Origin of the sequence: Streptomyces sp. NPDC056883 (genome assembly GCF_042788835.1) — a bacterium.
GTDB lineage: Bacteria > Actinomycetota > Actinomycetes > Streptomycetales > Streptomycetaceae > Streptomyces > Streptomyces stoeckheimensis.
Window position 1 is genome coordinate 193,414 of record NZ_JBHUBS010000013.1, and the last position, 23,186, is coordinate 216,599.

The 23,186-nt window shown below is 70.9% G+C and carries 9 protein-coding genes; all 9 read right to left on the reverse strand.

Annotated features, from left to right (window positions below):
- Window positions 1-70: 70 nt before the first annotated feature.
- The 9 genes from ACFRU2_RS28540 to ACFRU2_RS28580 all read right to left on the reverse strand — a co-directional run bounded on the left by ACFRU2_RS28540 (window position 71) and on the right by ACFRU2_RS28580 (window position 23,143).
- Window positions 71-2,134 carry a thioredoxin domain-containing protein gene (locus ACFRU2_RS28540; RefSeq protein ID WP_382977186.1) on the reverse strand — a complete coding sequence of 688 codons (2,064 nt, stop codon included), beginning with the start codon at window positions 2,132-2,134 and terminating at the stop codon, window positions 71-73.
- A gap of 81 nt (window positions 2,135-2,215) precedes the next feature.
- Complete coding sequence (locus ACFRU2_RS28545; RefSeq protein WP_382977188.1) at window positions 2,216-3,514, reverse strand: cation:proton antiporter; 1,299 nt, start codon at window positions 3,512-3,514, stop codon at window positions 2,216-2,218.
- A 61-nt stretch (window positions 3,515-3,575) separates the two neighbouring features.
- Window positions 3,576-15,755 (reverse strand): amino acid adenylation domain-containing protein, encoded by a 12,180-nt coding sequence (locus tag ACFRU2_RS28550; RefSeq protein ID WP_382977189.1) that lies wholly within the window; start codon window positions 15,753-15,755, stop codon window positions 3,576-3,578.
- A 126-nt stretch (window positions 15,756-15,881) separates the two neighbouring features.
- Window positions 15,882-16,718 carry a siderophore-interacting protein gene (locus ACFRU2_RS28555; protein ID WP_382977191.1) on the reverse strand — a complete coding sequence of 279 codons (837 nt, stop codon included), beginning with the start codon at window positions 16,716-16,718 and terminating at the stop codon, window positions 15,882-15,884.
- Window positions 16,718-19,315, reverse strand: coding sequence for an amino acid adenylation domain-containing protein (locus tag ACFRU2_RS28560; protein WP_382977192.1), 2,598 nt, complete (start codon window positions 19,313-19,315; stop codon window positions 16,718-16,720). Before ACFRU2_RS28560 ends, ACFRU2_RS28555 begins: the two co-directional genes overlap by 1 nt.
- Before the next feature lie 67 nt (window positions 19,316-19,382).
- Window positions 19,383-20,177 carry a 2-keto-4-pentenoate hydratase gene (locus tag ACFRU2_RS28565; protein ID WP_382977194.1) on the reverse strand — a complete coding sequence of 265 codons (795 nt, stop codon included), beginning with the start codon at window positions 20,175-20,177 and terminating at the stop codon, window positions 19,383-19,385.
- A gap of 14 nt (window positions 20,178-20,191) precedes the next feature.
- Complete coding sequence (locus ACFRU2_RS28570) at window positions 20,192-21,184, reverse strand: class I SAM-dependent methyltransferase (RefSeq protein ID WP_382977196.1); 993 nt, start codon at window positions 21,182-21,184, stop codon at window positions 20,192-20,194.
- A gap of 28 nt (window positions 21,185-21,212) precedes the next feature.
- Window positions 21,213-22,250, reverse strand: coding sequence for a 4-hydroxy-2-oxovalerate aldolase (dmpG, locus tag ACFRU2_RS28575; protein ID WP_382977198.1), 1,038 nt, complete (start codon window positions 22,248-22,250; stop codon window positions 21,213-21,215).
- Complete coding sequence (locus ACFRU2_RS28580; RefSeq protein ID WP_382977199.1) at window positions 22,247-23,143, reverse strand: acetaldehyde dehydrogenase (acetylating); 897 nt, start codon at window positions 23,141-23,143, stop codon at window positions 22,247-22,249. The genes dmpG and ACFRU2_RS28580 overlap by 4 nt, the downstream gene beginning before the upstream one ends.
- Window positions 23,144-23,186: the final 43 nt, after the last annotated feature.

The following is a 23,186-nucleotide window of genomic DNA, read 5'->3' on the forward strand; positions in this document are numbered from 1 at the left end:
GCTTTCGAGATAAAAACCACGTTGCCGAACTGACCTTGAAACAAACGGAATTGACGCTACTCCGTTGTTTTCAGGGATGAATCGTACCCAACTGGTCCGCCAGCTCGACCGGATCGGTCGTAGGCCGCGCGCAGACGAAATGTCGACAGACATACGCCGTCGGGAGGTCGTGCACCAGCGTGCGCTCAGCCAGAAGGGGGAACTCCCCACCACTGCCGTCCGCCGCCCCCGGCAGACCCGTCGCCACGACCGCCCCGGGAGCCGTCCCCAGCAACGCGACCCGGTGCAGCTCCGCCCGTGCCGGATCCTCCGGATGACCCACCACGGCGACCTCGCGCGGCCCGTCGACCAGCGCTTCGGCGACCGCCAGCCCGTGCCCGATGAACCGCGGAGCGCGCGGCCCGAGCGCGTGCACCACGGCGAGAGCCCGCTCGGCCGCCGTACGGTGCGCCTGCGATCCGGTGTGCGCGGCGTACGAGAGCAGCGCGCCGGCGGCGGCCGTCCAGCCGGAGGGGGCCGCGGTGTCGGTCGGGTCCTGCGGGCGCCTGATCAGCTGCTCCGCGTCGTGCGCGGTGTCGTACAGCGAGCCGTCCTCGGCGGTGAACCGGTCCAGGACCAGATCGACGAGGAACCCGGCGAATTCCAGCCAGACCCCTTCGCCGGTGACGGCCCCCAGTGCCAGGAAGCCCTCGGCGACGTCCCCGTAGTCCTCCAGCACCCCGGCGTTGACCCCGACGACCCCGTCCCGGCTCGTCCGCGCGAGCCGGGCCCGGCCGGCTGCCGCGTCGAAGTGCACCCGCACGAGCAGATCGGCGGCCTCCGTGGCCCGCTCGACCAGGTCGGGCCGGTCGAAGAAGGCCCCGCACTCGGCGAGGGCCGCGATGGCCAGCCCGTTCCAGGCGGCGACGATCTTGTCGTCCCGGCCGGGCGCGGGCCGCTCCTGCCGGGCGGCGAGCAGCCGCTCCTTGAACCCGGCGAGCCGCTCGTCCCCGATGTCCGGCCCCTGCGCGGGCAGTTGGAGGACCGACATCCCGTGCTCGAAGGTCCCCTCCTCGGTCACCCCGAAGCAGGCGGCGGCCAGGTCCCCGTCCTCCTCCCCCAGCACCTCGCGCAACTGGGCGGGAGTCCAGGCGTAGTAGACGCCCTCCACGTGCTTGCCGGTCTGCGGGTCCTCGCTGTCGGCGTCCAGCGCGGAGGCGAAGCCGCCCTCGTGGGTGCGCAGTTCACGCACCATGAAGTCGGCGGTCTCCAGGGCCACCCGGCGCGCGAGCTCGTCCCCGGTGCTGCGCCAGAGGTGGGCGTAGACCCGGCAGAGCAGCGCATTGTCGTAGAGCATCTTCTCGAAGTGCGGAACGACCCACTCCCGGTCCACGGAGTACCGCGCGAACCCGCCCCCGAGCTGGTCGTAGATCCCGCCCCGCGCCATGGCCTCGCAGGTCTCGACGGCCATCTGCAGCGCCCCCTCGGCCCCGGTCCGGGCGTGGTGGCGCAGCAGGAACTCCAGCACCATGGACGGCGGGAACTTCGGCGCCCCGCCGAACCCGCCGCGCGTGGCGTCGTACTCCCGCACCAGCCCGAGCAGCGCCTGCGCGAGCTCCTCGGGCCCGGGGGTGCCGGCCTTCCCGTAGTCGAGCTGCCGTCCCGCGAGGTCCCGTACGATCCGCTGCGCGACCTCCGCCACCTCCTCGGGCCGCCCGACCCACGCGGTGCGCACGCCTTCGAGCACCTGCATGAAGGAGGGCATCCCGTGCCGGGGCTCGGGCGGGAAGTAGGTCCCGAAGTAGAACGGCTCGGCGTCGGCCGTCAGGAACACGGTCATGGGCCACCCGCCCTGCCCGGTGGCGGCCTGCACGGCCTCCATGTAGACGGCGTCGATGTCGGGACGCTCTTCGCGGTCGACCTTGACGTTGACGAAGTGCTCGTTCATGTAGGCCGCGGACAGCTCGTCCTCGAAGGACTCGTGGGCCATGACGTGACACCAGTGGCAGCTCGAGTAGCCGACGCTGAGCATCACCGGCACCCCGCGCTCCCGTGCCTCCGCGAAGGCCTCCGGGGACCAGGGCCACCAGTCGACGGGATTGTCGGCGTGCTGGAGCAGATACGGCGAGGTCTCGTTCGCGAGGCGGTTCGGCATGGGCCCATCCTCCCGTACGGATCTCCGCGGGCCGCTCTGCCCTCCGCGCTTCGTGCCGGTCGTGTCCTTCGCGGGCCGGGGTCAGGGGGCCACGGCCTGGCCCTGCTTCAGGGGAAGGGAGCGCCGCTGGGCGGCCAGGCGCTCGATCACGGTGAGTGCGGGCGCCGTCAGCACCGTGGTGACCAGCGTCATCACCACCAGCATGGCGAACACGGTGGGCGTGATGATCCCCAGTTCCAGTCCGACGCCGAGCACCACCAGCTCGGTCAGACCCCGGCAGTTCATGAGCGCGCCGAGCGAGAGCGCCTCCTGCCAGCCGAGCCCGGTCACCCGGGCCGCACCCGTGCTGCCGGCCCACTTGGTGACGGTCGCCACGGCGACGATGGCGGCGCACCAGCCCCACAGGCCCGGCTCGGCGCCGATCAGCCGGAAGTCGGTCTTCAGTCCGGAGTAGGTGAAGAACAGCGGCAGGAGGAGCACCACGGTGAAGCCGCGCATCAGCTCCACGGCCGCGGCCTGGGCCGCACCGCGGGGAACGACGGCGCCGAACAGGAAGGCGCCGAAGATCGGGTGGATGCCGATCCAGTCCGTGGCGAACGACGCCAGCAGGATCCCGGTGAGGAGCAGGGGCAGGACGGCGATTCCCTCGCCCAGCCGGTCCGCGTGACGCTCGGCCAGCCGGGCCAGCAGGGGGCGCAGCCCGTACATCATCGCGAAGATGAACACGGCGGTCAGGGCGACGGTGACGGCCACCCCGGTCAGGGAGGTGTCGTGGCCCAGGGCCGTCGCCAGGGCGAGCAGGCACCAGGCGGTGATGTCGTCGACGGCGGCGCACGTGAGGGCGAGTGCCCCGACGGGGGTGCGGTCCATCTTCCGGTCCGTGAGGATCCGTGCGAGCACCGGGAAGGCGGTGATGCTCATCGACAGGGCCATGAAGAGCGCGAACGCCGGGAACCCGATGCCGGTGTCGGCGAAGCGCCCGTACATCGCCACCGCGAGGAGGATCCCGCCGGCCATGGGCACGGCCACGCTCACGTTGCTGACCAGGGCGGCGACCTTGCCGCGGCTGCGGACCTGCGCCACGTTCAGCTCGTATCCGACGAGGAACATGAAGAGGACCAGGCCGACCTGGGCCAGCGAGTTGATCACGGGCAGCAGGTTCGCGGGGAAGAGCCACCGCTGCCCCTCGGGCCAGACGGCTCCGAGGAGGGAGGGGCCCAGTGCGATACCGGTCATGATCTCGCCGATGACCGGGGGCTGCCCCAGCCGCCTGCAGAGGCTGCCCGCCGCCCTGCAGGCGACCATGATCAGGGCGATCATCAGGAAGAGGTGGGCTATGGGAGATACGGCGGGCAGATCGAGTGCGAGCTCAGTCGGCATCGGCGTGGCCTCCGTTCTGTGAAGTGTCGGTCGGTCGATTGATGCGGTTGATTCGGCGAAGTCAGTCGGTACGCGGCCCGGCCATGCCCTGCCAGACCTCGGCGAGCACGTCCGGGCGGGCCATCTCCGCGTGGCTGCAGGCCAGGCTCTCGATGTCGAGGCGGCCCGATACGAAGGCGTTCCAGACGGTCGCGTCGAGCGCTTCGGCGGGCCGGTCATGGGCCGCCTCGTAGAACCGGACGTCGCCGTCGAACTCTCCGGGGACGTGCTCCGTGATGATCCGGTGGTTGTTCCGGTAGACCGCGGCGATTTCCGGGAGGTGGCGTTCGGCGAGTTCGGTGAACATGCTCCGGCTCCGGCGCAGCCCCTCCACGATCCCCGCCATCGTGAGCGGCTCGTCGCCGCCCCCGGCCCGTACGCCGAAGAACTCGGCGAGCCCCGCCACCACTTCCTCCTCCGCGAGGGGGAGCGGCGTCCCGGCCGGCTGCACGGGGTAGGAGTCCAGCAGCGCCAGGATCTCCACCTGCTCGCCCCGGGCCCTCAGCTGGACGGCCATCTCGTGGGCGACGACGCCTCCGAAGGACCACCCCATCAGCCGGTACGGACCCGATTCCTGCACGCCCTGAATCTGCCGGACGTAGTCGGCCGCCATGTCCCGGATCGAATCCGGGAGGGCTTCCCTTCCGTCCATTCCCCGCGCCTGGAGGGCGTGGACGGAGTGCTCCGGGGAGGCGATGCCCGCCAGCGGCGAGTAGCACCAGCCGATGCCGCTCACGGGGTGGACGCAGAAGGTGACCGAGCTGCCTCCCTGGTCCTTGATGGGCAGCAGTACCTCGAACGCCTCTCCTGCCGGGGAGTCGCCGAGCTGTTCGGCGAGGGTGGCAGGGGTGGGCGCGGCGAAGAGGGCCCGCAGGGCGAGGGTGTCGCCGAGGACGTCCCGGATGCGGCTGATCAGCTGGACCGCCAGCAGGGAGTGGCCGCCGAGCTCGAAGAAGTTGTCGTCGATCCCGGCCTCGGGCACGCCCAGGACCTCCGCGAACAGGCCGCACAGGACCTCCTCGCGCGGGGTCCGGGGAGCACGCCCGGACGCGGCCGCCTCGTACACGGGCGCGGGCAGGGCCCGCCGGTTCAGCTTGCCGTTGGCGGTCAGCGGCAGCCGCTCCAGCACCACCACGGCGGAGGGGACCATGTACTCCGGGAGGAGTCCGGCGGCGTGGGCGCGCAGCGCCTCGGTGTCCACTGTGGACACCGAGGACACCGCGTCCGCGGCGCCCGCGGCGTCCACCGTGTCCTGGCCGGCCTCGGCGACCACGTAGGCCACCAGGCGCTTGTCGCCCGGCTGGTCCTCCCGGGCCACCACCGCCACCTGGGACAGTCCCGGGAAGCGGGCCAAGACCGTCTCGATCTCGCCGAGTTCGATGCGGAAGCCGCGGATCTTGACCTGGTCGTCGAGGCGGCCCAGGTACTCCAGCTGCCCGTCGTCCGCCCAGCGGGCCAGGTCTCCGGTGCGGTACATGCGGCTGCCGGCCCGGCCGAACGGATTGGCGACGAACCGGTCCGCCGTCAGGTCGGGGCGCCCGAAGTAACCCCGGGCCAGACCCGCACCCGCCAGGTACAGCTCACCGGCCACGCCCGACGGCACCGGCTGCAGGTTGGCGTCCAGGACGTACGTCTGCATGTTGTGCAGGGGGCGGCCGATCGACGGCGCCTGCGTGACGGGCCCGTCCGTGGACCACACCGTGGCGTACACCGTGGCCTCGGTCGGGCCGTAGATGTTGTACACGCGGTCGGCCCGGACTTCGGCCTTGACCTCGGCGGCGGCCTGCAGGGGCAGGGCCTCGCCGCAGAACAGCAGGGTGCCCGCAGTGGTGCGTACGTCGCCCTGGGACACGATCCGGGCGAGTGCGGACGGAACTCCGCTCACCAGGGACGCCGTACGGCCATCGGCCTTCCGGTCGCCCAGGGCCAGCAGGTCACGGAGCACCTCGATGCAGCCGCCGGTCAGCAGCGGGCCGAACATCTCGAACACGGAGACGTCGAAGTTGAGCGACGTGGTGAACAGGACGTGGGCCAGCCGCTCCGGACCGAACTCGTCACGGGCCCACGCGGCCAGGTTGGCCACGTTGGCATGGGTGACGACGACCCCCTTGGGGCGGCCGGTCGATCCCGAGGTGTAGATGATGTACGCCGGGTGCAGCGGCTGCAGCAGCGTGCGGCGGTCACGGTCGGTCGGGTCGGTGGCGGGCCTGCCCTCCAGGGAGGCGACGACCTCGGGAGCGTCCAGGACCAGGCGCGGGGTCCGCGAGCCGGCCGGGAGCATCTGCTCGGTCTCCCCCACCGTGAGGACGAGCGCGGGATCGGCGTCCTCCAGCAGGTAGGCGATCCGGTCCGCCGGGTAGGCGGGGTCGACGGGCATGTAGGCGGCCCCCGTCTTGAGTACGGCGAGCAGCGCCACCATCGTCTGCGCGGTACGCGGCAGAGCCAGAGCGACGAACTGCTCGGGTCCCACCCCCTGCGCGATCAGCTGGTGGGCCAGGCGGTTGGCCCGCTCGTTCAGCTCGGCGTAGCTCAGGTCGGCGTCCGGGGCCAGGACGGCCGGGCGCTCGGGGGTCAGGGCGACCTGCGCCTGGAAGAGCTCGGGAAGCGTGGCCCGGGGCACCTCGACCGCGGTGTCGTTCCAGTCGCCCAGCACCTTGCGCTGCTCCGGCGCGGAGAGGATGTCGATCCGGCCGACCGGCCGGTCCGGGTCGGCGACCGCCGCCTCCATCACCCGCACCATGCGGGTCACGAGGGTTTCGACGGTCTCCTGGTCGAACAGGTCCGTGCTGTAGTGCAGCAGACCCCCGATGCCGGCCGGACCGCTGTCGGTGCCGTGGTGCTCGGTGAAGGTGAAGCCCAGGTCGAAGCGGCTGAAGACGACCGGGACCGCCTCCTGGGCCACGGTCAGGCCCGGCAGGCTCACCGGACCGTCGCCCCCGGCGTCCAGGCCGAAGATGACCTGGAACAGGGGGTGACGGGACAGGGACCGCTGGGGGTTGACCGCCTCCACCAGTCGTTCGAAGGGGACGTCCTGGTGGGAGTAGGCGGCGAGGTCGGTTTCCCGGGTGCGGGCGAGGAGTTCCCGGAAGGTCGGGTTACCCGAGATGTCGTTGCGCAGGACCAGGGTGTTGACGAAGAACCCGACGAGGTCGTCGAGGGCTTCGTCGGTACGGCCGGCGACGGGGGTGCCCAGGGGGATGTCGGAGCCCGCGCCCAGCCGGGTGAGGAGGGTGGCGACGGCGGCCTGGAGCACCATGAACAGCGTGGTGTTGGTCTCCTGGGCCAGGTCGGCGAGCGCGCGGTGCAGCGCGGCGTCGATCCGGATCGGGACGGTGTCGCCGCGGTAGTCGGGCACCTTCGGCCGCTGACGGTCGAAGGGCAGCGCGAGCTGGTCGGGAATCCCGGCCAAGGTGCTCTTCCAGAAGTCCAGCTGCCCGCTCACCACGGAATCGGGGTCCTCCTCCGTGCCGAGGAGCTCGTGCAGCCACAGGGTGTAGTCGGCGTACTGGACCGGGAGCGCGGACCACTGCGGTGCGTGGCCCTCGAGCCGGGCACGGAACGCCGTCTCCAGGTCGCGGCCGAGGGGCCCCATCGAGGCGCCGTCGCTCGCGATGTGGTGCATCAGCAGCAGGAGGGTGTGCTCGCCGGGGGTGGCGGTGAACAGGGTGGCCCGCAGCGGGAGTTCGGTCGTCAGGTCGAACACGTACTGACCTGCGTCGCTCAGCGCCGTGGACAGCTCGTCGGCCCGGCAGGCGGTGTGGTGCAGCTCCAGGTCGACGGCGTCCGCCGCCAGCACCACCTGGGCCGAGCTTCCGTCGAACTCCCGGAAGACGGTCCGCAGGCTCTCGTGGCGCACCACCACGTCGTTCAGCGCCCGTTCGAGAACACCCGCGTCCAGGTCACCGGTGATCCGGAACGCCACCGGGACGTTGTACGTGGCGTTGGCGCCCTCCAGCTTGTTGAGGAACCAGAGGCGGTTCTGCGCCGGAGACAGCGGAATCCGCTCCGGGCGGGCCACAGCGGTCAGCGCGGCCCTGGCCGATCCGGCCTGCGTGATCTGCTCGGCCAGTCCGGCGATGGTGGGGGTCTCGAAGAGGGTGCGGACGGGGAGCTCGATGCCGAGGGCGGTGCGGATGCGGCTGATGAGACGGGTGGCGAGGAGCGAGTGGCCGCCGAGCTCGAAGAAGCTGTCGTCGATCCCGACGGTCGGGAGACCGAGGGTGTCGGCGAACAGGCCGCAGAGGATCTCCTCGCGCGGGGTGCGCGGTCCGCGTCCGGTACCGGGGGCGGGCAGGTCGGGGGCGGGCAGGGCCCGGTGGTCCAGCTTGTTGTTGGTGGTCAGCGGCAGCTGGTCCAGGACCACGAGGGCGGACGGGACCATGTACTCCGGCAGCAGTCCGGCCGTGTGGGTGCGCAGGGCTTCGATGTCCACGGTGTCGTGGCCGGTTTCGGCGACGACGTAGGCGACCAGGCGCTTGTCGCCGGGCTGGTCCTCGCGGGCTACGACGGCGACCTGGGCCAGCCCCGGGTAGCGGCCGAGTACGGCTTCGATCTCGCCGAGTTCGATGCGGAAGCCGCGGATCTTGACCTGGTCGTCGGCGCGGCCGACGAAGTCGAGGAGTCCCTCGCCCGCCCAGCGGGCCAGATCACCGGTCCGGTACATGCGGCCGCCGGCCGGCCCGAACGGGTCGGCAACGAACCGCTCGGCCGTCAGGTCCGCACGCCCGTGGTAACCCCGGGCCAGACCCGTGCCCGCCAGGTACAGCTCCCCCGCCACACCCTCAGGGAGCAGGGAGAGGGAATCGTCCAGGATGTAGGCACGCATGCCGTCCAGCGGACGGCCGACCGGGACCGGCGCCGGCACGTCGTCGCCCGCGCGCCACAGGGCCTGGGTCGCGAACAGGGTGGTTTCGGTGGGCCCGTAGGCGCAGCGGACCAGGGTGTCGGGGCTGTGTTCCAGCACCCGGCGGACCGCGGTGGGGGAGATGAGGTCGCCGCCGGTGATGACTTCTCGTACACCCGCGAAGCAGTCGGGGGCTTCCTCGGCCATGACGCGGAACAGGCCCGCGGTGATGTCCAGTCCGGTGATCTCCTCCTCGACGATCAGTCGGGCGAGCTCGGCGACCGCGAGGTCACCCTCGGGGGTGATGACGGTGCGCCCGCCGTGCAGGAGCGGTACCCAGAAGGCGTACGTAGAGGGGTCGAAGGCGTACGAGGCCAGGAGCAGGACCCGCTCGTGGGCGCCGGGACGCTCGAACATGCCGTCCACGACCAGGTCGAGGATGTCGCGGTGGGTGACCGCGACTCCCTTCGGGCGGCCGGTGGAGCCCGACGTGTACATCACGTAGGCAAGCTGCTCGGGGTGGCATGCCACACCCGGGTTCTCGACGGGGAGCGAGGCCAGCTCGCCGTCCTGGTCGATCACCACGAGCTGCGGGGTGTCGGGCAGACCGCGCTCACGCGTCGCGGTGTCGGTCAGCAGGACCGGAGCGGAGGTCTCGTCGACGATCCACTGCATGCGCTCCAGCGGATAGCCACTGTGCAGCGGCAGGTAGAACGCGCCGGCCTTCAGGACCGCCAGGAGTGCGACCACCAGGTCCACCGAGCGTTCCATCAGCACCGCGACCGGCGCTTCCGGAGTCACGCCCAGGCCCACCAGCCGGTGGGCGAGCTGGTTCGACCGCTCCTCCAACTCCCGGTAGGACAGCTCCCGTCCGGCGCACCGCACCGCCACCGCGTCCGGGGACAGCAGTGCCTGCGCGGCGAAAGCCTCCTGCACGGAACCGGCATCGAGGCCCTGGCGGGGCTCCGCACCCGCCCACGACTCCAGCAACCGCACACGCTCGGCCGCATCGATCACGTCGATGCGGTTGATCGCCTGCTCCGGATCGGCGGAAACGGATTCCAGGACACGGACGAGCGTGGCGAACAGACGCTCGACGGTCTCCCGGTCGAAGAGATCCGTGGCGTAGGTGATGTAGGCGCGCACCGGCCCGGGAAGGCCGTCATCGGTGTGCTTCATGAGGAAGTTCAGCGACAGGTCGAACTTCGCCGTCTGCTGCTCTCCGACGATCTCCCGGGCTGCCAGACCGGGCAGGTCCAGGGTGCTGCCGTCGCCGGTCTGCAGGTTGAGCAGGATCTGGAACAGCGGGTGCCGGGCCAGGGACCGCTGGGGGTTGACGGCCTCGACGACGCGCTCGAACGGCACGTCCTGGTGGGAGTACGCGGCCAGGTCGGTCTCCCGGACCTGCTCCAGCAGGCTGCGGAACGTCGGATTGCCCGAGGTGTCCGTGCGCAGCACCAGGGTGTTGACGAAGAAGCCGACCAGGTCGTCCAGCGCTTCGTCGGCGCGTCCCGCGACCGGGGTGCCGATCGGGATGTCCGTCCCCGCGCCCATCTTCGTCAGCGCCACCGCCAGTGCCGCCCGCACCACCATGAACGGGGTGGCACCCGTGGAACGGGCCAGGTCGGCCATCCCGCGGTGCGCTTCGGCGGCCAGCTCGAAGAAGACCGTGTCGCCGCGGTAGCCGGCGGTCTTCGGGCGGGGGCGGTCGTAGGGCAGTTCGAGCTGGTCCGGGATCCCTTCCAGGGCCTTGGTCCAGAAGGTGAGCTGCTCGCTCACCAGGGAGTCGGGGTCGTCTTCTGTTCCGAGGAGCTCGCGCTGCCACAGCGTGTAGTCCGCGTACTGCACCGGCAGCGCCGGCCACGACGGCCCGGCCCCCTCGGCGCGGGCCCGGAAGGCGACCTCCAGGTCGCGCGTCAGCGGTCCCAGCGAGGCGCCGTCGCTCGCGATGTGGTGCAGGAGCAGGAGCAGGACGTGCTCGGCGGGGGCGACGGTGAACAGCGTGGCCCGCAGCGGCAGTTCGGCCGACAGGTCGAAGACGTACTGACCGGCCTCGCCGAGGAGCGCGTCCAGCTCGTCCGCACCGCAGGCGACCCGGTGCAGCCGCACGCCGGCGGCGTCCTCGTCGAGGATCACCTGGACCGGGTCACCGTCGACCTCCTGGAACACCGTCCGCAGGCTCTCGTGGCGTGCCACCACGTCGCCCAGGGCGCGTTCGAGCACGGCGGGGTTCAGCTCCCCGGCCAGCCGGAAGGCCACCGGGGCGTTGTAGGTGGCGCTGGTCTCCTCGAGCTTGTCGAGGAACCAGAGGCGGTTCTGCGCCGGAGACAGCGGGATGCGCTCCGGGCGGGCCACCGCGGTCAGCGCTGGCCGGGCCGCGCCGGCCAGCGCGACCCGCTCGGCGAGGGTGGCGACGGTGGGCGCCTCGAACACGGTCCGGACCACCAGCTCGACGCCCAGGACGGAACGGATGCGGCTGGCCAGCCGGGTGGCGAGCAGGGAGTGACCGCCGAGCTCGAAGAAGTTGTCGTCGACACCGACCGCGGGCACGCCCAGCACGTCGGCGAACAGGCCGCACAGGACCTCCTCGCGCGGGGTGCGGGGCGCACGCCCGGCGCCGGTCGACGGCAGCTCGGGGGCGGGCAGGGCCCGCCGGTCCAGCTTGCCGTTGGTGGTCAGCGGCAGCCGGTCCAGGACCACGAGGGCGGAGGGGACCATGTACTCCGGGAGGAGTCCGGCGGCGTGGGCGCGCAGCGCCTCCGTGTCCACGGCGGACACGGCGGACACGGCGGACACGGCAGCCACGTCAGACGCGGCGTCCTGGCCTGCCTCGGGGACCACGTAGCCCACCAGGCGCTTGTCGCCGTCCTGGTCCTCACGGGCTATGACGGCCACCTCCGACAGTCCCGGGAAGCCGGCCAGTACGGCCTCGACCTCGCCGAGTTCGATGCGGAAGCCGCGGATCTTGACCTGGTGGTCGACCCGGCCGACGAACTCCAGCAGTCCGTCCTCCTGCCAGCGCACCACGTCACCGGTGCGGTACACCCGCGCCTGGGGATCGTCCGAGAACGGGTGCTTGACGAACCGCTCCGCGGTCAGCTCCGGGCGGTTCCAGTAGCCCCGGGCGAGGCCGGGGCCGCCGACCCACAGCTCACCGGGGATCCCGGGGGGAAGCAGGGCGCCGTTCCCGTCCACGACGAACACCTCGGTGTTCGTGATCGGCCGGCCGATGGGGAGCTGTCCCGTCAGGGGGGTGGTGCGGTCCACCTCGTAGCACGTGGTGAACACCGTCGCCTCGGTCGGGCCGTACCCGTGGATCAGGTGCTCGGGGGCCCACGGGCCGGCCACCAGCTGGTCCACCACGGGCCGGTCGATCGCCTCGCCGCCGAAGAACACGTACTGCAGTCCGGCCAGGAGGTCGGGGCAGTCCAGCAGGTGCTGGCGGAGCAGGGGGGCCGTCAGCCACATCATCGTGACGCCGGAACGGTGCAGGGCGGCCTTGAGCTCGACGGCGTCGAGGAGGACCTCCTTGTCCATGACGACCATGGCGGCGCCGGACGTCAGCGCGGGCCAGCATTCGAAGGTGAAGGCGTCCCAGGCGAAGTTGGAGGGGTGGGCGACCACGTGGCCGGGCCCGATGCCGGCGAACACGTCGCTGCCGACGAGCCGGCAGACCGAGCGGTGCTCGATCATGACGCCCTTGGGCGTACCGGTGGAGCCGGAGGTGTAGATGACGTGGAACAGGCTGTCGGGGCCGACCTGCACGGACGGGTCCGTGTGGGGCCGGGTGGCGATCTGGTCCCACTCCTGGTCGATCAGGAGCAGCTCGGCGTCCACGGCCCCCAGCCGGTCCCGGAGGTGTGCATGGGTGATGACCAGCGACGCCTCCACGTCGGCGATCATGAACTCCAGCTGGTGGGACGGGTAGTCGTGGTTGAGCGGCACGTAGGCGGCGCCCGCCTTCAGTACGCCCAGGACGGCGACGACCGCGTCGATTCCCCGCTCGACGCAGACCGGGACCCGCTGCTCCGCACGCACTCCCAGGTCGATCAGGTGGTGGGCGAGCCGGTTCGCCCGCATGTCCAGCTCGCGGTAGCTCACCGCCTCCTCGCCGCAGGTCACCGCCGTCGCGTCCGGAGTCCTGGCGACCTGGTCCTGGAACAGCTGGTGCACGGTGGTGTCGTCGGAGTACGGGACGGTCGTGTCGTTCCACTCGACGACGAGCTTGTGGTGTTCCTCCGGGGACAGGAGGCCGATCCGGCTCAGGGGCAGTTCCGGGTCCGCCGCGACCGCGGCGAGCAGTCGCTGGAGGGACGCCGCGATCCGCTGCGCGGTGTCCTCGGTGAACAGGTCGAGGGCGAAGCCCAGCCGGCCGGTGACTCCGTCGGGAGCTCCGTCTCCGGCGTGCTGCTCGAAGAGTTCCAGGGTGAGGTCGAACTTGGCGACGTCGGTGTCGCCCAGGGTCACGTCCGTGGTCAGGCCGGGCAGGTCCAGGCGTACGGCCGTGTTGTTCTGCATGGCGAGCAGGACCTGGAAGAGCGGGTGCTGGGCGGCGGAACGCTCCGGGTTGATGGCGTTCACCACGTGCTCGAAGGGGACGTCCTGGTGGGCGAAGGCCTCCAGGGACACCTGGCGCACCCGGGCCAGCAGGTGGTCGAAGGAGGGGTCGCCGGTGGTGTCGGTCCGGATCACCAGGGTGTTGACGAAGAAGCCGACCAGGTCGCCCATCGCCTCGTCCGTCCGGTTGGCGATGGGGGTGCCGACCGGGATGTCGTGCCCGGCGCCCAGCCGGGAGAGGACCGCGGCGAAGGCGGCCTGCATCACCATGAACAGGCTGGCCTCGTGGGTGCGGCCCAGGTCGGTCAGGCGTCGGTGCAGCTCCGCGTCCAGCGCGAAGGAGACCGTGTCGCCGCGGTGGCTGGCCGTCTTCGGCCGGGCGTGGTCGTAGGGCAGTTCGAGCTGGTCCGGGATCCCTTCCAGGGCCTTGGTCCAGAAGCCGAGCTGCTCGCTCACCAGGGAGTCGGGGTCGTCTTCTGTTCCGAGGAGCTCGCGCTGCCACAGCGTGTAGTCCGCGTACTGCACCGGCAGCGCCGGCCACGACGGTTCCTGCCCCGCGGACCGCGCCGCGTAGGCACGGCTGATGTCATGGGTCAGCGGGGCCAGTGACCAGCCGTCGGACGCGATGTGGTGGACGAGGAGGAACAGGACCTGCTCGGTCTGCGACAGGGAGAAGAGCCGGACCCGGACCGGCGGGTTCACGGCGAGGTCGAAGCGCTCCGCGGAAAGCTCCGCGATGCGGGCGGTCAGCGCGGCCTCGTCGGTCTGCACGACCTCGAAGTCCTGCAGTGCGCGGTGCGCCGGCAGGATCTGCTGGAACGGCACGCCCTGGGCGTCCTCGGGGAAGACGGTGCGCAGGCTCTCGTGGCGCTCCACCACGTCCAGGAGGGCGGCCCGCAGCGCGGCCCGGTCCAGCGGACCCGACAGCCGCACGGTGAGGGGAAGGTTGTAGGTGGCGCTGGTCTCCTCGAGCTTGTCGAGGAACCAGAGGCGGTTCTGCGCCGGAGACAGCGGGATGCGCTCCGGGCGGGCCACCGCGGTCAGCGCGGGCCGGGCCGCCCCGGCCAGCGCGACCCGCTCGGCGAGGGTGGCGACGGTGGGCGCCTCGAACACGGTCCGGACCACCAGCTCGACGCCCAGGACGGAACGGATGCGGCTGGCCAGCCGGGTGGCGAGCAGGGAGTGACCGCCGAGCTCGAAGAAGTTGTCGTCGATGCCCACGGCCGGGAGGCCGAGGGTGTCGGCGACCAGTCCGCAGAGGATCTCCTCGTGGGGGGTGCGGGGCGCACGCCCGGCGCCGGTCGACGGCAGCTCGGGGGCGGGCAGGGCGCGCCGGTCCAGCTTGCCGTTGGTGGTCAGGGGGAGCTGGTCGAGGACCACGAAGACGGAGGGGACCATGTACTCCGGCAGCAGGCCGGCGGTGTGCGCACGCAGCGCCTCGGCGTCCGGCGTCCCGTGGCCGTGGCCCGGCTCGGCGACCACGTAGGCCACCAGGCGCTTGGCGCCCGGCTGGTCCTCACGGGCGACGACGACCACTTGGGACAGTCCCGGGAAGCGGGCCAGCACCGTCTCGATCTCGCCGAGCTCGATGCGGTGCCCGCGGATCTTGACCTGGTCGTCGGCCCGGCCCAGGAACTCCACGAGTCCCTCGGCGGACCAGCGGGCGAGGTCTCCGGTGCGGTACATGCGGGTGCCGGCCGGGCCGAAGGGGTCGGCGACGAACCGCTCCGCGGTCAGGTCCGGGCGGCCGAAGTAGCCGCGGGCCACGCCCGTGCCCGCCAGGTACAGCTCACCGGTCGTGCCGGCCGGCACCGGAGACAGGCCGTCGTCGAGGACGTGGGCCTGCATGCCGTCCAGCGGGAGCCCGATCGGCAGCGGCGCCGGCAGTTCGCCGTCGCCGGACCACGGGTACTGCGTCGCGTACAGGGTGGTCTCGGTGGGACCGTACGCGCTGCGCACGACGATGCCCGGGCAGTGGTCGAGCACCCGGCGCACCGCGGTCGGGGAGACCACGTCACCGCCCGAGATGATCTCCCGTACCCCTGCGAAGACGGTCGGGTCCTCCTCGGCCATCACCTGGAACAGTCCGGCGGAGACGTCCAGGGCGGTGATCTCCTCCTCCGCGATCAGGCGGGCGATCATCGCCACGCTCGGCTCGCCCTCGGGCGTGATGACGGTGCGCGCGCCGTGCAGCAGCGGCACCCACAGGCCGTAGATCGAGGGGTCGAAGGCGTACGGAATGACCATGAGCACCCGGTCGTGGGCGCCCGGCCGGTCGAACATGCTGTCCACCACCAGCTCGAGGACGTCGCGGTGGGTGACCGCGACTCCCTTGGGACGGCCGGTGGAGCCGGAGGTGTACATCACGTACGCCAGCTGGTCCGGCCGGCAGGCGACACCCGGGTCGGTCACCGGCAGCGAGGCCAGCTCGGCGTCCCGGTCGACGAGGACGACCTGCGGGGCGTCGGGCAGGCCCCGCTCACCCATCGCGGCATCGGCCAGCAGCACCGGGGCGCTCGTCTCGTCCACGATCCACTGCATCCGGTCCATCGGATACGCGTGGTGCAGCGGCAGGTAGAACGCCCCGGCCTTCATGACCGCCAGCAGCGCGACCACCAGGTCCACCGAGCGCTCCATCAGCACCGCGACCGGCGCCTCCGGACCCACGCCGAGACCCAGCAGCCGGTGCGCCAGCCGGTTCGCCCGTTCGTCCAGCTCCCGGTACGACAGCTCCCGCCCGGCGCACCGCACCGCCACCGCACCCGGAGTACGCAGCACCTGCGCCGCAAAAGCCGCGTGCACCGAATCACCGATCAACGTCGTGCCCGACTCGAACGACCGGTCCTCGGCACAATCAACAGCAGTTGCAGCACACATGGCCAATTACTCTCTTTCAGGGAGGGGGGATGCCCGGGAGGAGACCGGGAGTTACGCCGGGGTCGGGTCCGCTACGTCGCGGTTCCACTCGGACTTCGTGGACTGCCAGCCGTCCTCGTCCACTCCGCGTCGCCAGTAGCCGGAAATGGACAGCTGCTCGCGTGCCAGGCCGCGTTCCACCCGGAGGTGGTGCCGCAGCGACTTCACGAAGTGCGCCTCTCCGTGGACGAAGGCGTGCACCGTGCCGGCCGGGAAGTCCGCCGTGGAGACGGCCTCGTGGAGCGCCGTGCCGATCTGGGCGTCACCGCGGTGCAGCCAGACGATGTCGGCATCGGCCGGCGTGTGGATCTTCTGTTCCTCGTCCGGACCGGCCACCTCGATGAACGCCTTGGCGATCGCCCCCGGGGGCAGCGCCTCCAGGGAAGCCGCGATCGCGGGCAGGGCGCTCTCGTCGCCGGCGAACAGATGCCAGTCGGCCTCCGTGCCGGGCGAGTAGCCGCCTCCGGGACCGACGAAGTGGATCTCGTCCCCGGGCCGGGCGTTCACTGCCCAGCGGGCGGCCAGACCGTTGTCGCCGTGACAGGCGAAGTCCAGGGCCAGCTCGACGGTGTCCGGGTCCCAGCTGCGCACGGTGTACGTACGGGTCCGGGGCCACTGGTCCCTGGGGAGGTCCTTGCGGACGGCCGCGAGGTCGAACGGCTCGGGGTACTGCACGTCCTCCAGGGGGAAGACGAGCTTGACGTAGTGATCGGTGTACTGACCTGCGTCGAACCCTTGCAGGCCCTCGCCGCCGAGCACGACCCTGACCATGTGCGGGGTCAGCCATTCGACCCGCAGCACCTGTCCCCGGTGCATCGCCGACCTGTTGGGCTTCGGATTGTCGGACATCAGTGGCCCCTCTTTCCATCCGGTCCATCTGCGGTGGTCTTCAGCGCTCGCGCCAGAACCGGAGCGATGTCGGCGAGTGCGTCGGCACTCATCAGCTGCATGTGTGTGTACGGCGTGACGTGGTTCTCGATCCGGCCGCTCACGTACGGCTCCCAGACCTCGGAGAGTCCGGTGGGAGCGCCGTCCGGTCCGGCTGCCTCGAAGAAGAGCACGTCACCGTCGTACTGCTCGGAGCCCGCCACCCGGCTGATCCTCAGGTTGTTCGCCGTGATGTCGATGAGAGCGGCCACGGTCCGCTCTTCGAGGCTGGCGAGCGTTCCGCCGTGCGACGTGAGGATGTCGAGGATGCGCGGCATCCCGATCGGCTCGTCCCCCGGCTCGGCGTGGAAGGCGCCGATTCCGTCGAAGGCGAGCTCCAGGAGATCGCGCTGGGTGCGCGTGCCGTCCTCGCTGGCGTGCCCGCCGGTGCCGGCGTCGAGCACGGCCAGCAGGGACACCTCCTCGCCCGCCTGCTGGAGGCGGGCGGCCAGGGTGTGGGCGACCTTGCCGCCGAAGGACCAGCCCAGGAGGGCGTACGGGCCCGAAGGCTGGATCGCCCGGATGCGGCCGAGGTAGTCCTCGATGAGCTCGTCCATGTCGGCGGGCAGCGGCTCGTCCGCTGCCAGTCCGCTGGCCTGGAGCCCGTACACCGGGTGGTCCTTCGGTACGTAGCGCAGCAGCCCCGCGTAGCACCAGGCCATGCCGCCGCCGGGGTGCACGCAGAACAGCGGCGTACGGCTGCCGACCGGCCGCAGGTTCAGCACGTGCTCCAGCCCGCTGTCCTGCGCCTCGCTGTCCGCCTGGCCCAGGTTCGACAGGGCGGCCACGGTCGGGGTGTTGAGCAGGCTGCGGATCGAGAGCCGCACGCCCAGGATCGCCCGGATGCGGCTGATGAGGCGGGTGGCGAGGAGGGAGTGGCCGCCGAGCTCGAAGAAGTTGTCGTCGATGCCGACGGTGGGCACACCCAGGATCTCCGCGTACAGGCCGCAGAGGATCTCCTCGCGCGGGGTCCGCGGGCCGCGCCCGGTTCCGGGGGCGGGTGCGGGCAGGTCGGAGGCGGGCAGGGCCCGGTAGTCGACCTTGCCGTTGGTGGTCAGCGGCAGCCGGTCCAGGACCTGGAAGGCGGAGGGCACCATGTACTCGGGCAGGAGCCCGACCGTGTGGGTGCGCAGGGCCGCGGTATCCACGGCGGACACCGTGTCCCGGCCGGTCTGGGCGACCACGTAGGCCACCAGGCGCTTGTCGCCGTCCTGGTCCTCACGGGCCACGACGGCAACCTGGGACAGGCCCGGGAAGCCGGCCAGGACGGCTTCGATCTCGCCGAGTTCGATGCGGAAGCCGCGGATCTTGACCTGGTCGTCGGCGCGGCCGACGAAGTCGAGGAGTCCCTCGCCCGCCCAGCGGGCCAGGTCACCGGTGCGGTACATGCGGCCGCCGGCCGGCCCGAACGGGTCGGCGACGAAACGCTCGGCCGTCAGGTCCGAGCGGCCGTAGTAGCCGCGGGCCAGACCCGCACCCGCCAGGTACAGCTCCCCCGCCACGCCCTCGGGGAGCAGGGAGAGGGAATCGTCCAGGATGTAGGCGCGCATGCCGTCCAGCGGCCGCCCGATCGGGACCGGCGCCGGCACGTCGTCGCCCGCGGTCCAGGGGGCCTGGGTCGCGAACAGGGTCGTCTCCGTGGGCCCGTAGGCGCAGCGGACCAGGGTGTCGGGGCTGTGTTCCAGCACCCGGCGCACGGCGGTCGGGGAGATGACGTCGCCGCCGGTGATGACTTCCCGTACGCCGGTGAAGCAGGCGGGGTCCTCCTCGGCCATGACGCGGAACAGGCCCGCCGTCACCTGAAGGCCGGTGATCTGCTCCTCCGCGATCAGCCGGGACAGCGTGGCCACGCTCAGGTCGCCCTCCGGCGACACCACGGTCCGCCCGCCGTGCAGGAGCGGAACCCACATCTCGTACGTCGAGGGGTCGAAGGCGTACGGGGCCACCATCAGCACCCGCTCGTGCGCGCCGGGACGCTCGAACATGCCGTCCACCACCAGCTCGAGGACATCGCGGTGGGTGACCGCGACCCCCTTGGGACGGCCGGTGGAGCCCGACGTGTACATCACGTACGCCAGCTGGTCCGGCCGGCACTGCACGCCCGGGTCGGTCACCGGCAGCGCGAGCAGCTCGGCGTCCTGGTCCACCACCACGAGCCGGGGGGCGTCGGGCAGGCCCCGCCCCCGCATCGCGGCATCGGCCAGCAGCACCGGAGCGGAGGTCTCGTCGACGATCCACTGCATGCGCTCCAGCGGATAGCCGCTGTGCAGCGGCAGGTAGAACGCACCGGACTTGAGGACCGCCAGCAGGGCCACCACCAGGTCCACGGAGCGTTCCATCAGCACCGCGACCGGCGCCTCCGGACCCACGCCCAGACCCACCAGGCGGTGTGCCAGCCGGTTCGACCGCTCGTCCAACTCCCGGTAGGACAGCTCCCGTCCGGCGCACCGTACCGCCACCGCGCCCGGAGAACGCAGTACCTGCGCCGCAAAGGCCGCCTGTACCGATTCACCGATCAACGCCGTATCCGACTCGAACGACTGATCCTCGGCAAAACGAACAGAACTTGAAATAAGCATGTGTCAATCACCCTCTTTCGGATGCGGAAAGGGATACGGATCCAAGGGACCCGAACGACGCCCTGACGGTGGAACCTGGCGTGAGATCGACCGCTGCGGCCAGCGATCCGGCCAGGACCACGTCGCCGGCACCGATCCCCGCGCCGAAGGAGGCCAGCAGGCGCACGAGGCATGCCACGGATTCCGCCGGATGCCCCATCACGGCCGCTCCGGTCGCCGTGAGCACGCGGTCACCCGACTCGAAGACCATGGTCTCGGCGGCGAGATCGCGTCCGTCGAAGGGAACGGGCTCGCCCACGACGACCATGGCCGACGAGGCGTTGTCCGCGACGGTGTCCACCCAGGCGATGTCCCAGTTCTCGATGCGGCTGTCGAGCACCTCGAGGGCCGGGAAGACCTCGACCGTGGCGTCCAGTACGTCCGCAGCGGTCGTACGGGGATCAGAGAGGTCGGCGCCGATCCGGAAGGCGATCTCCCCCTCGACCTTGGGCGAGATGAACTCTCCCGGGTCGAGGCGGGCGCCGTCGGCGAGGATCATGGCTTCGGTCAGGAAGCCGAAATCCGGTTCGTCGACTCCGAACATCTCCTGAATGGCCAGGCTCGTCGCGCCGATCTTGTATCCGGCGTGCACCGCTCCGCTCTCGTGCTCCAGGGCGCGCAATGCGCGCTGGATGACGTAGGCGTCCTGTGCGGTGAAGTCGGGATACCGGGCCGAGATGGGCGGTATCGGCTTGAGTTCCTTCTTGGCGTTCCACAGTTCGGCGGCTATGCGCTGGTGGACGGCTCGGGGTTCCTGAAGCATCGTGCGCGACCGGGCTACTTGGTCGCCAGGAACAGCCGGCCGCCCGGCATGACCTGGGAGGAGGCCTCGACGTCCGAGAAGCCGGCGCTGCGGAACTTCTCCACCCACTGGTCCTCGGTGGGCAGGTTGATGCCCATGAAGTTCGAGTGCAGGTAGGTGAAGAGGGCGCTGAACTTGCGCTCGCGGTCCTCCTGCCCGTAGGAGACCGCGTCGACCACGGCCAGGATGCCGCCGGGTGCCAGGGCCTTGTGGCAGGTGCGCAGCACGTCGTCGAAGGCGGCCTCGTCCTGCAGGACGTCGTGCATCACGAAGCAGGCCTGGATGACGTCGGCCCCCTCCAGCGGGCTGGGGTCGTCGATCAGGGACTCGACCGAGCGCTCCACGACCCGGAGCCGGCCGTCGACCCCGGCGCGTACCGCGTCCTCCCGCGCGGCGGCGCAGGCCCCCGAGCTCAGGTCCAGGGCGACGCCGGTCCGGCCCTCGTCCTGGGCGAGGAGGCCGATGAGCAGGCCGGCCGCGCCCGCGCCGAGGTCGACGACGTGCTTGGCGCCGGCGGCCACGACCCGCTCGACGACGGCCGGGTAGAAGGTGCGGTCCCCGATCCAGCGCGAGCTGACCGCCACGCGGCGCCCGTCGCGCTGGTGGGTGTCGGCGGCGGACTCGTCCTCGGAGAGGAAGGCGCGCGCGTTCTGCAGGAACGGGCTGTTGGCGGTCAGGGACCAGGACAGGTAACCGACCTGGTGCCTCCAGTCCGCGTAGTCGTCGGAGGCGCGGTACAGGCCTTCGCCATCCCCGGCCGCGAGCAGTCCGGCGGACGACAGCGCGTGGACGAATTCCCCGAGGCGCTTCTCGGAAAGGCCCGTCACCTCGGCCAGGTCGGCGACGGTGAAGGTGCGGCCCGAGTCCAGCACCTGGTCCACGCCGATCTCGGCGCCGATCTGGAGCAGTGCGGCGACCGCCGCGTAGTCCGCTCCCACTTCGCGTGCGGAATCCAACGTCAACGTCATTTCTTCTCCTCAGATTTCGGAAGGTCCGTCACATGACGGCGTAGAGAGAGTTCTTTTCGGCGAGATCCATGGCGACTTCGATGATCGAGTCCTCCTGGCCGGCGACGACGCCCCTGCGGCCGAGCTCCATCAAGATGTCCCGCGGGTCCACCTGGAACTGCTCGGCGGCGCGGCGCGTGGGGCCTGCGAATCCGGAGAAGACACCGGCGATTCCGCTGGTGATGGTCACGCTGTCGTTCGTCGGAACGCGCTTGACGAAGGTGGATTCGGCGAGATCGCCCGCGTCGAGGGCCGCGAACAGCTGGAGCTTGGTGTCGATCTGCTCCAGGTGCAGGTTGGCGGCGACCAGTTCGAGCGGTGCGTTGCCGGCGCCGGCGCCGAAGCCGCGTGCCGTGACGTCCACGATGGTCGCGCCGGCCTTGATGGCGGCCATGCTGTTCATCACCGAGAGGCCGAGGTTGTTGTGGCCGTGGAAGCCGATCTCGATGTCGAGTGCCTCGACGAGCGCACCGACCTTTTCGGTGACCGCGGTCGGGGTGTACGCACCGGCCGAGTCCATCAGGACGACCGCGTTCGCTCCGTACCCCTGCATGAGCCGCGCCTGCTCGATGAGCGTCTTGGTCGACGCCATGTGGCTCATCAGCAGCAGGCCTTTGACGGTGACGCCCATCGAACTCAGCATGGTGATCTGCTGGCGGGTCACGTCCGCTTCCGAGCAGTGCGCACCGACCCGGACCTCGTCGACTCCGCAGTCCAGTGCGGGCTTCAGATCGCGTTCGACGGTCGCGAACCCGGGGATGGACAGGACGCCGAGGCGCGTGTTCGTCAGCTGGTCGCGGGCGGCCGTGAGCATCTCGATGTCGGTCAGCGCGGCGCGTCCGACCTGGATGGACGAGGCGCCGAGTCCGTTGCCGTGCCCGACCTCCAGGAGGTCGGCGCCCGCGAGTTCGGCGGCCTTGGCGTAGGCGATGATGTCCGAGCGGCCCAGCTGGTGTGCCACGGCGTGGTTTCCGTCGCGCAGGGTCGTGTCACAGATTTCGAGCCGACGCTCGGTGGGGGTCTTCATCGACGTGCCTCCGCGCGGCCCTCGGCGACGGCCACGGCCGCGCAGGTGATGACGTCCAGGTTCCCGGCGTAGCGGGGAAGCCAGTCACCGAGCCCTTCCACTTCGATGGTCACCATGATGCGATCGCCCGTCGCAATCGGCGGAACGACCACGCGATACCCAGGTACATAGGAATTGATCCGCTTCTCCATGAGGTCGACCGAGACGCGCAGCGCCTCCATGTCGATGTTTTCGGAGGCCGGGACCGCGATGGTGTTCCTCATGACGATTCCCGGCTCTGCCGGATTGATGATGAGGATCGTCCTTGCGGTGTCCACCCGGCTGAATTCGTGGGTCGCCTTCTGGGTGGTGAAGGCGTATTCGTCGATGTTGGCCCGCGTAGCGGGGCCGACGCTCTGCGAGGAGCTGGCCGTGGCGATCTCGAGGTAGCCCAGGCCGTTCTCGGAGGCTTCGCTGAAGCAGTGCGCGATGGGCACCGCGGCCTGTCCGCCGCAGGACACCATGCTCACGTTCGGCTCGGTGAGGCACTCCTCGAGGTTCAGTGCCGGGACGCAGAACCTGCCGAGGTGGGCCGGCGTGAGGTCGACGACCGGAATGCCGAGGGCTTCGAGCACCTTGTAGTTGTGGATCGCGTCCGCGGCCGACGTGGCGTCGAAGACCAGGTCGATGCGGTCCGCGATCGCGGCGATGGCGTCGATTCCGTCGGCGGAGGTCGGAACCCCGCGGTTTTCGGCGAGCTCTATGCCCGGCGAGGTGGTGCGCCGCCCGGCGAACATGTCGCAGCGCAGATAGGGCGAGGCGATGACCTTGAGCAGCAGGTCGCAGCCGATGTTTCCCGTGCCGATGATGGCCACGCGAAGAGGGTTAGCAATGGTGTCGTCGTATGTGTTCATTCACCTGTCCCCTTTTCCTCAGTTCCTCTGTTCCGAAATGGGC

Bases quoted from the DNA above. Each gene is read 5' to 3' on its own strand.
- ACFRU2_RS28545 (WP_382977188.1), bottom strand. From the start codon at position 3,514: ATGCCGACTGAGCTCGCACTCGATCTGCCCGCCGTATCTCCCATAGCC.
- ACFRU2_RS28565 (WP_382977194.1), bottom strand. From the start codon at position 20,177: ATGCTTCAGGAACCCCGAGCCGTCCACCAGCGCATAGCCGCCGAACTG.
- ACFRU2_RS28540 (WP_382977186.1), bottom strand. From the start codon at position 2,134: ATGCCGAACCGCCTCGCGAACGAGACCTCGCCGTATCTGCTCCAGCAC.
- ACFRU2_RS28570 (WP_382977196.1), bottom strand. From the start codon at position 21,184: ATGACGTTGACGTTGGATTCCGCACGCGAAGTGGGAGCGGACTACGCG.
- ACFRU2_RS28555 (WP_382977191.1), bottom strand. From the start codon at position 16,718: ATGTCCGACAATCCGAAGCCCAACAGGTCGGCGATGCACCGGGGACAG.
- ACFRU2_RS28580 (WP_382977199.1), bottom strand. From the start codon at position 23,143: ATGAACACATACGACGACACCATTGCTAACCCTCTTCGCGTGGCCATC.
- dmpG (WP_382977198.1), bottom strand. From the start codon at position 22,250: ATGAAGACCCCCACCGAGCGTCGGCTCGAAATCTGTGACACGACCCTG.